The following is a 12,477-nucleotide window of genomic DNA, read 5'->3' as shown; positions in this document are numbered from 1 at the left end:
CATCATGACCATCCCCCACCCCCATCCCATTCGCCGCCGGTCCGGCGTTGCCTTCTGGTGGACGATGTTCGTCGGCGCGCTGCTGACGATCCTCGGCCTGCTGATCGGAGGGGGCGGTGCCTGGCTGATCGCGCTGGGCGGATCCTGGTACTATCTGCCCGCCGGGATCGCCCTGCTGGCCGCCGGCAGCCTGCTGCTTGCCGGCAATGCCGCCGGTGTATGGCTTTACGTCCTGACCTGGCTGGCGACCCTTGCACCCGGCGGCCACCATTTCATGGAGACCAGGATCGGCGACGACATCATTGCCTACGCACTGCCAAAAAGCTGACGCCCGACGATGACGGCTTCGCGGGACGCTTCCATCCTGATCGTCGGCGCCGGCCCGACCGGGCTGACGGCGGCAGTCGAACTGGCAAGGCGCGGCATTGCACCTCGCATCATCGACCGCAAGGAAGGCCCGACGCCGCTCGCCAAGGCGGTCGGCATCAGTTCGCACAGCCTCGACATCCTTGAACCGTCCAAAGTCGCTGCCCGATTGCTCGCCGAAGGATTGAAAATTCGCCGAGCCCGTTTCTACTTCGAAGGACGAGCGCTCGGCGAGATCGATTTCTCGATCCTGCCGCACCGCCATAATTTCCTGCTGTCGCTGCCGCAGCGCGACACCGAATCGCTGATGACCGATACGCTCAAGGGATTTGGCATCGACGTCGAATGGCGAAGCACATTTGTCGGCATGGCCGAGCACAAAGGCCGCGCCGAGGTGCGGATCGAGGCGCCAGACGGCCGTGACGAGGCAAGTTTCGACCTTGTCTTCGGAGCCGACGGTGCGCAAAGCACCGTGCGTGATGCCATGGGCATCGGCTTCGATGGCTACACGCATCGGCGGCAATGGAGCATTGCCGACGCCGACATCGACGATTGGCCCTATGAGCCGATGGCCGCCCACGCATTTCTTCACAGGAACGGCGACGTCGGTTTCGTCATCCCGATCGGCGAGAAGCGCTATCGCGCGGTTTCAAACAGCGAGGATGCGTTGGCGCGCATCCCCGGCAATTACCGGATCACGCGGTTGTTGCGGGCCGACCGCTTCCATATTCCGGTACGACAGGCGCCGCGCTATCAAACCGCATGCGTCTTCCTGGGAGGCGATGCCGCGCATGTGCATTCGCCGTTGGGCGCGCGCGGCATGAATCTCGGCATCGAGGACGCCGCGTCATTCGCCAGGCGTTTCGTCGACGGCACGCTTGCCGGCTACACAAGCGAACGCCACCCGGTGGGGCAACGGTGGATCACGCTCAGCGAGCGCATCCTCTCGCTGGCCCAATCGGACAACGGCATCATGCAAGGCGTCAGGAACGCGGCCTTCAGCGTCGTCGGCCATCTGCCGCTGCTGCAACGGCCGCTGCTGAGCGTGTCGCCGGGCTCAAGGAATGACGTGGTCGCATAAACCTTTTCGCCGGATATGCGTTGTTGGGTTTCAAGCCAGGGAGATGACCATGCAGATGAAATCGGAAATCGCCGGCGAGGCCGCCAAGCAACGGCATATCCAGCGCCGTATCGACGAGAAGGACAAGTCCAAATCCAATGGCAAGCAAAAAGGCGCCATGCAGGCCGGCGCCCGCAAATATCCCGAGCCGCCCTTCCCCGAGCAGCACCAGCCGAAGCCGGGCCATGAATGGGCGATCGAGCCGGCGCCGCTTTACGATGCGCCATTTTATATCGGATCGAAAAAGCTCGACGGCAAAGTGGCCGTCATTACCGGCGGCGATTCAGGCATCGGCCGTGCGGTGGCCGTGCTATATGCGCGTGAAGGCGCCGATGTGGCGATCGTCTATCTCTCGGAGGATAGGGACGCCAAAGATACCAAAAGGGCCGTCGAAGCGGAAGGCCGGCGCTGCATCCTGATCAAGGCCGACGTCAGCGAACGCAACCACTGCCACAACGCGGTGGCTGAGATCGTGCAGGAGTTTGGGCGGATCGACGTGCTGGTCAACAATGCCGCTTTCCAGGTCCATTCCAGCGATTTCAGCGAGCTGACCGAGGAGCATTTCGATACGACGCTGAAGACCAACCTCTACGGCTATTTCCACATGGCGCAGGAGGCCGTGCCGCACATGAAACCCGGTTCGGCGATCATCAATACCGGTTCAGTGACCGGCATCGAGGGCTCGAAGCAACTGGTCGATTACTCCATGACCAAGGGCGGCATTCATGCCTTCACCCGCGCGCTCTCGGGCAACCTTGTCGACAAGGGCATAAGGGTCAACGCCGTGGCGCCAGGCCCGGTTTGGACGCCGCTCAACCCCTCGGACAAGGAAGCCGGCGATGTTTCGAAATTTGGCGCTGATACGCCGATGAAACGGCCGGCGCAGCCGGAGGAGATCGCGCCGGCCTACGTGTTCCTCGCCTCGCCGCACTGCTCGAGCTACATCACCGGCGAGATATTGCCGATCGTGGGCGGCTATTGACGGCATGTATTTCATTGCCCTGGCCACTGATTATGACGGCACGCTGGCGCATGAAGGGGTCGTTGCCGAGAAGACGCTTGCGGCGCTTGAACGCTTCAAGAAGAGTGGCCGCAAACTCATTCTCGTCACCGGGCGCGAGCTGCCCGACCTGAAACGCGTCTTTCCCGAAGTCGCGATCTTCGACAAGGTGGTCGCGGAAAACGGGGCGCTGATCTACACGCCGGCCAGCGAGGAGGAGCGGACGATATCTCCGCCGCCCGCCCCCGAGTTCATCGCCAAACTCAGGAAACGCGGTGTCAAACCGCTTTCGGTCGGACGCTCGATCGTCGCAACCTGGGAACCGCATCAGGCTACCGCGCTCGAGGTCATCAAGAAATTGGGGCTGGAGCTGGAAATCATCTTCAACAAGGGCGCGGTGATGATCCTGCCCAGCGGCATCAACAAGGCGACCGGGCTGACAGCCGCGCTTCAGGACCTCAGATTGTCGCCGCACAACGTCGTCGGTGTCGGCGACGCCGAAAACGACCACGCCTTCCTGCGCGCCTGCGGCTTCAGCGTGGCCGTCGACAACGCACTGCCGGCAGTCAAGGATACGGCGGATCTCGTGACACGCGGCGCGCGCGGAAAAGGCGTCGAGGAACTGATCGCCAAGGTGGTCGAGCGCGATCGCGAGCTTGTGCCGAACCGCGACGGCATTCTGCTTGGCTCGGAGGATGGCAAGGAGGTGTATCTGTCGCCAACCGATACGGTGCTGATCGCCGGCAGCTCCGGCATCGGCAAATCGACCCTGGCGACTGCACTGACGGAGCGCTTCGTCGAGAGAAAGTTCCAGTTCTGCATCTTCGATCCGGAAGGCGACTATGACGGTCTCGAAGGCGCCGTCCGGCTGGGCGACGGCTCGAACGCGCCGACGAAGACGCAGTTGCTCGATCTCCTGGAGAAGCCGGACAACAATCTGGTCGTCAATGGCCTGGCGCTGCGCGTTAACGAGCGGCCGGACTTCTTTGCCGACCTGCTGCCGGGCCTTGGCGGTGTTCGCTTCCGCACGGCACGACCACACTGGCTGATCATCGACGAGGCGCATCACCTCTTGCCGAAGCGGCGCGACGACACGCCAATGGTGCTGGCCATGGAATTGCCGGGCACGATCCTGATCACGGTTCATCCGGACGCGATCTCAACCGAGGCATTGCGGCTGGTCACCGCCGTCATCGCACTCGGCCCCAAGGCGAAAAAGGTCATCAAGACGTTCTGTCACGAGACCGGCACCGAACCGCCAAAGGACAAGGACCTGAACTCTCCAAAAGACGAGCGCGTGCTGTTCTGGCGGCCGCAGGCGCGCAAGAAACCTGCCATGGTCGAGCCGATCGAACCGCGACAATCGCTCAAGCGGCACAGCCGCAAATATGCCGAGGGCCAGCTGGACGAGAAGGGCAGCTTCTATTTCCGCGGCCCCGACAATGCGATGAACCTCCGCGCCCATAATCTGATGATTTTCGCCCAGATCGCCGAGGGCATCGACGACAGGACCTGGGAACATCATTTGCGCGCCGGCGACTATTCCGAATGGTTTCGCCACCAGATCAGGGACAAGGAACTGGCGCGCGAAACCGCCGAAGCGGAGAAAGACGGCACACTTTCGGCGCAGGAGAGCCGCAAGCACGTCCTGGACGCGGTGCGCCGCCGCTATACCGCGCCCGCGACCGCGCCGAAGGAATAGATGCAAACGGCGCCCAGCCGGTCCCAAGCCGGCTGGGTTCACCTCGTGGTCGATCTCCGTCCCACCTCGGCAGACGGCCGAGTCCCAGTCAGTTCCAACCGTCGATGGTCCATCGTGGAACCTCATCCGCCAAACGAGATTGTGTTCTATCGGGCGCCAGATCTATTCAATGCTGAATAATTGCTCGAAAGGAGACGATGGATGAGCAACGACCGGGACAAGGATGGTCCTGTCTTTTCAGCGGAACAGGCGCGGCAGGGCGAGATCATCCTGCGGACGCGGGCGCGCCGGATCATTTTCATCGCCGGCCTAGTGGGTCTCGTCTTGCTGGCATTGCTGGTGTGGTGGATTTGAATTCCTGACGGCTGGAGCGAAATCATGAAATCACAGCTTGTTGCCGAAAGCGCCGGACAGAGAACGTTCGTCGTTGTGCTTGATCCCGGCGAAGAGGCGTTTGCGCAGCTGACGTCATTTGCAGTCGACCGTGGCGTCGGCGGCGCGTCGCTGACCGCGCTCGGCGCTTTCGAAAGCGCAACCGTCGGCTGGTTCGACCCTGGAGAAAGGACCTACCGGAAAATCCCCGTCCGGGAACAGTGCGAAGTGCTGAGCGCGATCGGCGATGTTGCTATCGGCGACGACGGCAAGCCCAGCCTGCACGTCCACGCAGTCCTTGGATTGAGTGACGGCACCACGAGGGGCGGTCATCTGCTGGACGGCATCGTGCGGCCGACGCTCGAGGTCACATTGGTGGAGACGCCTGGCCATCTGCGCCGCAGGCACCGTCCCGAACTCGGCGTCGCCCTGATCGACTTGGAGGCTTGATCCGAGCCGATCACTTCGTTGATTTGACTGCGGCCGTTTCGGGTACGACCTCCCAACCGAAGACGCTGCGGCCGCCGAGCAGATGCGATTGCTCGAACTCCCCGGCGACGATTTCCTTCAGGCTTGGGCCGGTGACATAGCGCTCGACCTGCCTCGACTGGTCGTCCAGCCGCCGCAACGCGCCGATCTCTTCGTCACGGCCGAGCCTGGCCTTCTGGACAGCCGACTTCAGCACGCCGATCGTCTCGTCATAGACCTTCAGCGGCACGGGGAACGGGTGCCTGTCCTTACCGCCATGCGCCAGCGAGAAACGGCCTGGATCGGAAAAACGGCACGGCGCGCCATGCACGACTTCGGCGACCAGCGCCAGCGCCCGCACCGTGCGCGCGCCGACATTGGGCACCAGGAGAAGCCCGGCGAAATCTGTCGGGCCGCGCTCGGCCGCCGCCGCGATGTTGCCGTGCAGGCGGCGCATGACGACGTCGCTTTCGCGCACATCGTGGTGCGCCGGCATCACCAGATGCGGCAGCAGCTTTTGTGCCGGCTCCGGCGCTGGCGCCGAACCCCGCTCCAAAGCGGCAAGCTCCCTCACGATGCGATCCGGTCCAAGGTCGTGCAGAAGGTCCAGTTGTCCCTGGCGCGACGCTTCAGCGCGCCGGTCGGTCAGGTTGACGATCTCGCCCTGGTTGGCGCCCTCGATGGCAGCATGCGGCTGGTCGACAAAGCTCTTCAGGCCTTCGGACAGCCAGTGATAGCGGCGCGCCACCTTGCTGTCGCCGTTCATGCCCTGCTGCACCACCACCCACTTGCCGTCGTCGGTGACGATAAAGCCGTGCAGATAGAGATCGAAACCGTCCTGGACCGCGGCGCTGTCCACCTTGGCGACAAGCCGGCTGGCAGTCGCGAGGCCTTGCCCGTCGAGGCCGACACGCTCGCCGATCAGGGCAAGCTCGTGCGGGGTCTTGCGCGAATGCGCGCCGCGGCCGCCGCAAACGTGGATGCCGAGTTCGCCGGAAAGCGGCGACAGACCGCGCTTCAACGCTCCGACGACGCTGGTGGTGATGCCGGAAGAGTGCCAGTCCATCCCCATTACGGCGCCAAAGGACTGGAACCAGAACGGATGCGCCAGCCGGCGCAGCAACTCATCGCGGCCGTAATGGTGGATGATCGCCTCGCACATGACCGCGCCAAGCCGCGTCATGCGGTCGCCGAGCCATTTCGGCACGCGTCCGCCGTGAAGTGGAAGATCAGCACTTCCCGATCGCTGTGCCACGCTCTTTTGCTTGCTCCTTGAGTCCTGCCTCCACAGATAGGTATCGAAAGCGCCGCGAAGAAGCGATGGCCTGATTCCAGGCCGCGATCGTTGCGAGCCGCTAGAGCAATTCCAGGAAAAGTGTGAAACGGTTTTCCGTCCGGGATTGCGCAGAAACAAAGAGATAGAGCGTTTCGGCGTTTCCGTGAAACGATGAACCGCTCTAGCGGGCAGGCTCGCTGAGGAGATCAAACTTTTGAATCTCGCAATGCTCGCCCACCGATGCCAGCAGATCCATTGGCGGTGCGCCAGTGTCGGGCCGCCTCCAACTGATCTCGAACGAGAACACAGGGTCCTTGAGATCTGGGCGCCTCTCTATTGCGACGAGGCGTGCCTGGTAGCCAAGCGGCCCGATGAGCGCATCGATCTCCTGTCGAGCCGCGGCCTTCCACGTCAGTGCCAACTGGGCATGGTGTTCGCGCGACATTCGAAGGTCCACCCATTTCAGGACCAGCAAGGTGGCCAGCGTCAGCGCCGTGCCGGCAGCGCCCAAGCCGTATTGGCCACCACCGAAAGCCAATCCGATCGCCGTCATCACCCACAATGTGGCCGCCGTGGTGACGCCGCTGACAAGATTGCCGCGGCGAAGAATGGCGCCACCGCCGATAAAGCCGACGCCGGTCAACACGCCCAGCGGAAAGCGCAAGACGTCCATCGATGCAAACGAATCCGGGTGCTTGCCAACGGTCTCGAGCAGAATACTGGCCTGGATCATTGTGATGGCGGCGGCCAATCCGACCAGCACGGTGGTGCGTAGCCCCGCCGCGTGCCCGCGCGCCTCGCGGTTGAGGCCTATCAACAGGCCGGCGAGCGCGGTCAGAAGCAGTCGTGCCGCGATGTCCTGCCAGACCGGAACAACGAGGAGCATCGCGGTCACCCGTCAGGCCAAGCGCTGCTGGCCAGGAATGGCGCCAGGGTCAAAGCGAACAAGGGCAAGAGCGTCTTCATCGCAAATTCTTTTCGTCGATAAGCAACAAACGATGCGCTTGGATTTTGGTTGCGCCGCCGACGATTCACCCCGGCGATGGGCAGCGGCGGAACAAAACCTTCGGCCTGCGGGTTGGTGGGTTCACGCCAACGAAGGATTTGCAGTCATGGTCCGCTTGCTGCTTGCCGGAGCCGTCGCTTATCTGGCCTATCGCATCACCAAGGAGATCGGTGGGTCCGACGAGGTCGATCCGCGGTCGCCTTCACCCGACCAAACCGGCCGCAAGGTGCCGAGGCGGGAAAGCGGGGCGCAGGGGAATGGCCGACGGCGGTAGCGAATGCCTCAGCGGCGGCGCGGACCAGCCATGACCGCATTTCCGTTGCCGCTCGACCTTCGTCCGATGGAAGCCAAAGCCGCCGACGCAATTCCTGGCGGCGACGGGCTTTGGCAGTACGAACCGAAATGGGACGGGTTTCGCTGCCTCGTGTTCAAGGGCGACGATGCCGTCGATCTGCGTGCAAAATCGGGCAAGCCGCTTGGCCGCTATTTTCCCGAACTGGTCGCGGTGCTGCGCGATGTGAGGTCGCGGCGGTTTGTTGCCGACGGCGAAATCGTCATCGAGGTCGACGGATCGTCCTCGTTCGAGGCCCTGCAAATGCGCCTTCATCCCGCCGAAAGCAGGATCCGCAAGTTGAGCCTCGAGACGCCTGCCATGCTGGTCCTGTTCGACATGCTGGCCGAACCCGGCGGCGGGATCATCATCGAAGAGCCTCTCACCACCAGGAGGCAGGCGATTGAGGCCTTTGTCGCGTCGGCGGCACGGCCCGAACTGCACCTGTCCAAATATACGCATGACGCCGCTGCCGCCGAGCGCTGGCTGCAAGGCGCCGGCCATGGCTCGACCGACGGTGTCGTTGCAAAACTGATCGCCGGGCCATACCGGCCCGGCGAGCGCGCCATGGTCAAGGTCAAGCGGCTGCGCACTGCGGATTGTGTGGTCGGCGGCTTTCGCTATCTCGCCGGCAGCAACGAAGTCGGATCCCTGCTGCTCGGCCTCTACAACAACGAAGGCAGGCTGGACCATGTCGGGTTCACCTCGACCATCGGCAAGGACGACCGCGCGACGCTGACCAGGCGGCTGGAAAAACTGCGGGCCAAACCGGGTTTCACCGGCAAGGCGCCGGGCGGGCCAAGCCGCTGGAGCACGGAGCGCAGCGGACAATGGGAGCCGATAAAGCCTGAACTGGTGGTCGAGGTTCGTTTCGACCATGTGACAGGCGACCGGTTCCGGCACGGAACCAAGCTGTTGCGCTGGCGGCCGGACAAAGAGCCCCGGCAATGCACGTTCGATCAGATCGAGTAAGCCCGCAGCGATGCACCGCTTCAAGGCTCTAGCTGCCCGCTCTACCGTTCATGACAGACCAATGCAGAATTCACCGGTTCACCGCGGCCAACCGAGCCTTGGCAACCATTTCCGAGGCTCGGTTGCGGTTTTGAAATCAAGCGGCTTCTTGCATTGCGCGTTCGTTGACACCGCTTTCGCCGAGCTTGGAAAGCGCTTCGTCGGTCGCGACCTCTTCCTTTAGAGTTGCCCTGAGCAGCTCGACAACGTCGCTCTTGCCGAGTTCTTCCGCCCACGCGATCAAAGTGCCGTAGCGAGCGATCTCGTAATGTTCGACGGCCTGCGCCGCGCCGACAAGCCCGGCGTCGAGCGCGGGAGCACCGTTATACTCCTCGAGCACTTCCGAGCCCTCTTCGATAATGCCGTCAATCGCCGGGCAGGTCTTGCCACGGGCCGGCTTGCCGAACTTCTCGAACACCTCCTCCAGGCGGTCGACATGTCCTTCGGTTTCCATGCGGTGTTTCTCGAAGGCGGCGGTCACTTCTTCCGACTCCGCGCCCTTGGCCATTTTAGGCAGCGCTTTCAGTATCTTCTTCTCGGCGTAGTAGAGGTCTTTGAGCCCGTCGAGGAACAGATCCTCAAGGCCCTTGCTTGCCGCCTTCGCGGCCTTTTTCGTGGTCGCCATGATCCTCTCCCGAATGGTTGGTGCCGCCTCGCAAAGTAGAGGCGTCCCATAACCCTCCGACGGGAAACAAGTTCCCTGACGGTCCGGGAGCTTTGAAAATTTTTCCGACCCGCCGTGTAGTGTCGCAAGGGGCCTCGACCTGCGGCAGCAATCGGCCAGGAAAGCGCCGTCAGCGCTCGCCGATATGCTCGACCAGGCGGGTATATTCGGCCTCGGCCAGGCCGTAGCCGCCATCCGCCAGTGCGACGAGACCATCGCGATCGCGAATGATAATTTCGCCGCGGCGGGACCGGATGAGCCCTCGCCCCTCGAGCAGCTGCAGCGCGACCGTGACACCCGGACGCCTTACGCCAAGCATGATCGACAGGAATTCGTGAGTGATCGTCAGCCGGCCGCCGTCCACCCGATCGTCACACATGAGCAGCCAGCGCGCCAGCCGGTCTTCAAGTTTCGATCGCGCGTTGACCAGCGCCGTATAGCCGGTCTGGACATGCAGATATTGCACGTAGCGCAGCAAGAACAGCCGCAGCGTCGGGCTTTGCGTCAGCGCCGCCTTGAACGGCTCGGCGTCGATCCTGGCGGCTTCTCCCGCCAGCTGCACATAGCAATCATGGACCGTACGGTCGTCGCCCATTATCAGGGCCGAGCCGGTCATACCTTCCAAGCCGACAAGGCCAACTTCCGCATCGCTGCCGTTCGGCATTTTCGCAACCACCGAACCGATGCCGTCCTCGAGGAAATAAATGGCCTCGATCGGGGATCCGGACACTTCGAGCGATTGCCGTAACTCCAGTGAACAGCGCTCGATGTGCGGCTCGAGAGATGCGAAATCGCCGGCGCTCATCCGGCGCAACAGCTTGTTTCTGTATCGATTTCTATTGGAAATTGCTGGATCAGACATAGCTAGCCCCAAAACAGGGCAAGAGCTTTTTTATCTCCCAGCCGTCCGCGCCCGGTATAACCTGCGGACGATAACGCTCATATAGGCACTGAAAGGTATGGAGCCTACTAAATAAAAAAATGAATCGATGCACGACAGTTTCTCCTGCCGCTTGCCTACGAAAACATCCGACTGAAAGTTAGAGTTGGAAACGTACCAAAGACGGTTTGGTACGAAAACGACAATTGAGGTCACCGGACGCGAAAGAGCCCGTCGCGAGGGATGCAACGGGCTCCATTCGGGCGTCGTGGGCTACGCCCAATGATCCAAATGAGGGGTGGGTTGGATCGCAGCAACAATGCAGGTGCAAGGCAGTCGTTCCCAAACTGTCTGTTTGGTAATTTCCGTACATTGAGTTTGGACGAGAGCGGCGCTAATTGAATTGGAGTCGTCCACACAGACATGGCGAGTGGACGCTTGAAAGACGCTTCGCGCTTTCGCCCTTTTTCAAGGGAGGATGGCATGTCGATGCAAGGTGCAGCAACTCCAGCCGAACTGAGCGTGCTGAAAAAAGCGCTCGACGACTGCTGCCGCGAGTTGGGTGTTGCGGACGACAGTCCTGTCCGCGAGCGGTTGGCCGCCCGTATCATGTCGCTGTTCAACGAAGGCGTGCTCAGCGCCGATCTGAAAGAAGCGCTGGCCGCCGATCGCCAACACTAAGCTGCTGCTATGGTGGTGTCCTCGGTGCCGAAAGGTTCGGCACCGGGTCGCCCTTTTTAGCCAGGGATCCTGGTTGGCCAAGGATCATGGAAATCTTGTCTCCAAAACGCCCGGCGCTTGTTACCAAGCGGCAGGCGTTTTTGTCGCGAGCGTGACACTAAGGCGCGTCGCGTTCGACTGGCCTCATGCGATGCGCTTTAGGTTCCTGTTTTATGCATGTCGCTATCACAAAACCGCTGCACACTTTTGCGCGACGTGCATCAAATGCGCCCAAGCAGGACCAGGATAATGACGATAAGCAGCACCAGGCCGAGGCCGCCACCACCGTAATAGCCGGTGCCATAGAACGGTCCGCCGCCCAAGCCGCTGAAGCCGCCAAGCAAGGCAAGGACCAAGATTATGATGAGAATGGTTCCAAGGCCCATGATGTCTGCTCTCCTTGTTTGCGCTGCCGCCATTCGCATCAGCGCGTCGCATCGTACAAAGGTATGAACTCGCAAGAAGCATTCCTGTTCCGGCGGAACGGTAAGGCGTACGCTCATGCGGCGAGCAAAATGCCGGGCTGTGCCGTTAGAAAAGTCCACAGATGCGTGCCCGCGGAGAATGGCATGGCGGCCACCTTGAACACCTGAGAACATGCTGAATTCATAGGAAATTTGTCGGAACCTTCGCTCGCCCGAACGGTTGTTTTCGTAGTCGCAACGCGACGACCCTCGTAAAAAGGAGAAGCATCATGCTCACGAAAATTCTCGCAGCTTCGGCGCTTACGATCGGTCTGGCTACGTCAGCGATGGCGCAGAACGTCGGCGACCCTTCCGGAGCCGCTGCCGACGGTAGCGGGCGGACGATCGTAGTCCCGGATAATGGCGGCCCTGACACCGGCACGGATTCGACCATCACCAATAGCATTCGCGATTTCTCAACGACGAATTCGAATGCCGACCGGAATTGCCCGCCGGGCCCGCAGGGGGCTCTGCCCGATGCGACCGGCAAGGCTCCGGGCACGATGGCGCCGACGGTGAACGACAACCACTGCGGCAAGTAAGCGCCCGGTTATCACAGCCTGACGAGGCCGCGGAGCTTAAGCTCCGCGGCCGGCTGGTTTTGCCGTAAAATCAGCCTAGCGGCCGCGGTGGTCGAAGCTGACCGCGATATCCCGACCGTCCAGCGCCCGAACGATGAAGCCAACCAGCTCCTCGTCGGTTTGCCGGAACCAGGGAAAGCGTTTGCGCAAATCGGCTATGACGACGGTGGTCGAGAGAATGTCGCCGGAATGATAGTCGGCCATGATGGTATGAACGGCAGCGTCGGTGTCAATACCGATTCCTAGCGGCGACTTGATCTGCCCCACGGAAGCCTCCACCCATCTCTCCCAGCCAACGATAGCAAGACTGCCGCAAAGCGAAAGAGCTTGTACGATTCCGTACGATCTCGTGGCTTGCGTTGCACTTTGCAGGACGCAGCCGGCGTCTTTTGTTTTGCGTTTCCAAACCATTGTCTGGCGTGGTGGGGGGGGTGGGCGCCCCCCCCCCGCCAACACCCCGCCCCAGGGGGGGTGTTGCCAAGGGTGGGGGGACCAAACCGCGGGGCGACCCCCCGA

At 62.0% G+C, this 12,477-nt stretch carries 16 protein-coding genes; 10 read left to right on the top strand and 6 right to left on the bottom strand.

What is annotated here, in order from left to right:
• The first annotated feature begins 4 nt into the window (after nt 1-4).
• The 6 genes from NKJ28_RS24925 to NKJ28_RS24900 all read left to right on the top strand — a co-directional run bounded on the left by NKJ28_RS24925 (nt 5) and on the right by NKJ28_RS24900 (nt 5,010).
• Nucleotides 5-328, top strand: coding sequence for a hypothetical protein (locus tag NKJ28_RS24925; RefSeq protein ID WP_352571869.1), 324 nt, complete (start codon nt 5-7; stop codon nt 326-328).
• Nucleotides 329-337: 9 nt separating this feature from the next.
• Complete coding sequence (locus NKJ28_RS24920; protein WP_352571870.1) at nt 338-1,447, top strand: FAD-dependent oxidoreductase; 1,110 nt, start codon at nt 338-340, stop codon at nt 1,445-1,447.
• Between the two features lie 49 nt (nt 1,448-1,496).
• Nucleotides 1,497-2,468, top strand: coding sequence for an SDR family oxidoreductase (locus NKJ28_RS24915; protein ID WP_352637307.1), 972 nt, complete (start codon nt 1,497-1,499; stop codon nt 2,466-2,468).
• Nucleotides 2,469-2,472: 4 nt separating this feature from the next.
• Entirely contained in the window at nt 2,473-4,188 is a 1,716-nt protein-coding gene (locus tag NKJ28_RS24910) for an HAD family hydrolase (RefSeq protein WP_023677097.1), read from the top strand.
• A gap of 201 nt (nt 4,189-4,389) precedes the next feature.
• Entirely contained in the window at nt 4,390-4,542 is a 153-nt protein-coding gene (locus tag NKJ28_RS24905) for a peptide ABC transporter permease (protein WP_352457805.1), read from the top strand.
• Nucleotides 4,543-4,566: 24 nt separating this feature from the next.
• The gene (locus NKJ28_RS24900) at nt 4,567-5,010 is read left to right on the top strand and encodes a PPC domain-containing DNA-binding protein (protein WP_352637306.1); all 444 of its coding nucleotides are present in this window, start codon (nt 4,567-4,569) and stop codon (nt 5,008-5,010) included.
• 10 nt (nt 5,011-5,020) lie between these two features.
• On the opposite strand, the gene NKJ28_RS24895 is transcribed toward NKJ28_RS24900, so the two are convergent.
• Both NKJ28_RS24895 and NKJ28_RS24890 read right to left on the bottom strand, forming a co-directional pair.
• A complete protein-coding gene (locus tag NKJ28_RS24895; protein WP_352449581.1) occupies nt 5,021-6,283 on the bottom strand; it encodes a DUF763 domain-containing protein in 1,263 nt (420 codons plus the stop codon).
• A gap of 202 nt (nt 6,284-6,485) precedes the next feature.
• Nucleotides 6,486-7,190: an MgtC/SapB family protein gene (locus NKJ28_RS24890; RefSeq protein WP_352577685.1), complete on the bottom strand. Its 705-nt coding sequence runs from the start codon at nt 7,188-7,190 to the stop codon at nt 6,486-6,488.
• A 226-nt stretch (nt 7,191-7,416) separates the two neighbouring features.
• Between NKJ28_RS24890 and NKJ28_RS24885 the strand changes: the two genes are divergently transcribed.
• A complete protein-coding gene (locus tag NKJ28_RS24885; RefSeq protein WP_023677102.1) occupies nt 7,417-7,584 on the top strand; it encodes a hypothetical protein in 168 nt (55 codons plus the stop codon).
• 30 nt (nt 7,585-7,614) lie between these two features.
• A complete protein-coding gene (locus NKJ28_RS24880) occupies nt 7,615-8,613 on the top strand; it encodes an ATP-dependent DNA ligase (RefSeq protein ID WP_352637305.1) in 999 nt (332 codons plus the stop codon).
• Between the two features lie 136 nt (nt 8,614-8,749).
• Here NKJ28_RS24880 and NKJ28_RS24875 read toward each other — a convergent pair whose 3' ends face one another.
• A complete protein-coding gene (locus tag NKJ28_RS24875; protein ID WP_023677104.1) occupies nt 8,750-9,277 on the bottom strand; it encodes a YciE/YciF ferroxidase family protein in 528 nt (175 codons plus the stop codon).
• 169 nt (nt 9,278-9,446) lie between these two features.
• Nucleotides 9,447-10,121 (bottom strand): Crp/Fnr family transcriptional regulator, encoded by a 675-nt coding sequence (locus NKJ28_RS24870; RefSeq protein ID WP_502894902.1) that lies wholly within the window; start codon nt 10,119-10,121, stop codon nt 9,447-9,449.
• A gap of 558 nt (nt 10,122-10,679) precedes the next feature.
• Between NKJ28_RS24870 and NKJ28_RS24865 the strand changes: the two genes are divergently transcribed.
• A complete protein-coding gene (locus tag NKJ28_RS24865) occupies nt 10,680-10,877 on the top strand; it encodes a hypothetical protein (RefSeq protein WP_292655400.1) in 198 nt (65 codons plus the stop codon).
• A 260-nt stretch (nt 10,878-11,137) separates the two neighbouring features.
• Here NKJ28_RS24865 and NKJ28_RS24860 read toward each other — a convergent pair whose 3' ends face one another.
• Entirely contained in the window at nt 11,138-11,302 is a 165-nt protein-coding gene (locus NKJ28_RS24860) for a DUF3309 family protein (protein WP_023677107.1), read from the bottom strand.
• A 308-nt stretch (nt 11,303-11,610) separates the two neighbouring features.
• Here NKJ28_RS24860 and NKJ28_RS24855 point away from each other — a divergent pair, with 308 nt between their 5' ends.
• Nucleotides 11,611-11,922: a hypothetical protein gene (locus NKJ28_RS24855; RefSeq protein ID WP_023677109.1), complete on the top strand. Its 312-nt coding sequence runs from the start codon at nt 11,611-11,613 to the stop codon at nt 11,920-11,922.
• Between the two features lie 75 nt (nt 11,923-11,997).
• On the opposite strand, the gene NKJ28_RS24850 is transcribed toward NKJ28_RS24855, so the two are convergent.
• The gene (locus NKJ28_RS24850; RefSeq protein WP_156937349.1) at nt 11,998-12,228 is read right to left on the bottom strand and encodes a hypothetical protein; all 231 of its coding nucleotides are present in this window, start codon (nt 12,226-12,228) and stop codon (nt 11,998-12,000) included.
• Nucleotides 12,229-12,477 lie beyond the last annotated feature (249 nt).

The sequence above is a fragment of the Mesorhizobium sp. M0145 genome (assembly GCF_040322355.1).
GTDB lineage: Bacteria > Pseudomonadota > Alphaproteobacteria > Rhizobiales > Rhizobiaceae > Mesorhizobium.
Note: the sequence above shows the minus strand (reverse complement) of the source record. Positions and strands in the feature narration are given on the sequence as shown.

Bases quoted from the DNA above. Each gene is read 5' to 3' on its own strand.
- NKJ28_RS24925 (WP_352571869.1), top strand. From the start codon at position 5: ATGACCATCCCCCACCCCCATCCCATTCGCCGCCGGTCCGGCGTTGCC.
- NKJ28_RS24920 (WP_352571870.1), top strand. From the start codon at position 338: ATGACGGCTTCGCGGGACGCTTCCATCCTGATCGTCGGCGCCGGCCCG.
- NKJ28_RS24915 (WP_352637307.1), top strand. From the start codon at position 1,497: ATGCAGATGAAATCGGAAATCGCCGGCGAGGCCGCCAAGCAACGGCAT.
- NKJ28_RS24910 (WP_023677097.1), top strand. From the start codon at position 2,473: ATGTATTTCATTGCCCTGGCCACTGATTATGACGGCACGCTGGCGCAT.
- NKJ28_RS24905 (WP_352457805.1), top strand. From the start codon at position 4,390: ATGAGCAACGACCGGGACAAGGATGGTCCTGTCTTTTCAGCGGAACAG.
- NKJ28_RS24900 (WP_352637306.1), top strand. From the start codon at position 4,567: ATGAAATCACAGCTTGTTGCCGAAAGCGCCGGACAGAGAACGTTCGTC.
- NKJ28_RS24890 (WP_352577685.1), bottom strand. From the start codon at position 7,190: ATGCTCCTCGTTGTTCCGGTCTGGCAGGACATCGCGGCACGACTGCTT.
- NKJ28_RS24885 (WP_023677102.1), top strand. From the start codon at position 7,417: ATGGTCCGCTTGCTGCTTGCCGGAGCCGTCGCTTATCTGGCCTATCGC.
- NKJ28_RS24880 (WP_352637305.1), top strand. From the start codon at position 7,615: ATGACCGCATTTCCGTTGCCGCTCGACCTTCGTCCGATGGAAGCCAAA.
- NKJ28_RS24875 (WP_023677104.1), bottom strand. From the start codon at position 9,277: ATGGCGACCACGAAAAAGGCCGCGAAGGCGGCAAGCAAGGGCCTTGAG.
- NKJ28_RS24870 (WP_502894902.1), bottom strand. From the start codon at position 10,121: ATGAGCGCCGGCGATTTCGCATCTCTCGAGCCGCACATCGAGCGCTGT.
- NKJ28_RS24865 (WP_292655400.1), top strand. From the start codon at position 10,680: ATGTCGATGCAAGGTGCAGCAACTCCAGCCGAACTGAGCGTGCTGAAA.
- NKJ28_RS24860 (WP_023677107.1), bottom strand. From the start codon at position 11,302: ATGGGCCTTGGAACCATTCTCATCATAATCTTGGTCCTTGCCTTGCTT.
- NKJ28_RS24855 (WP_023677109.1), top strand. From the start codon at position 11,611: ATGCTCACGAAAATTCTCGCAGCTTCGGCGCTTACGATCGGTCTGGCT.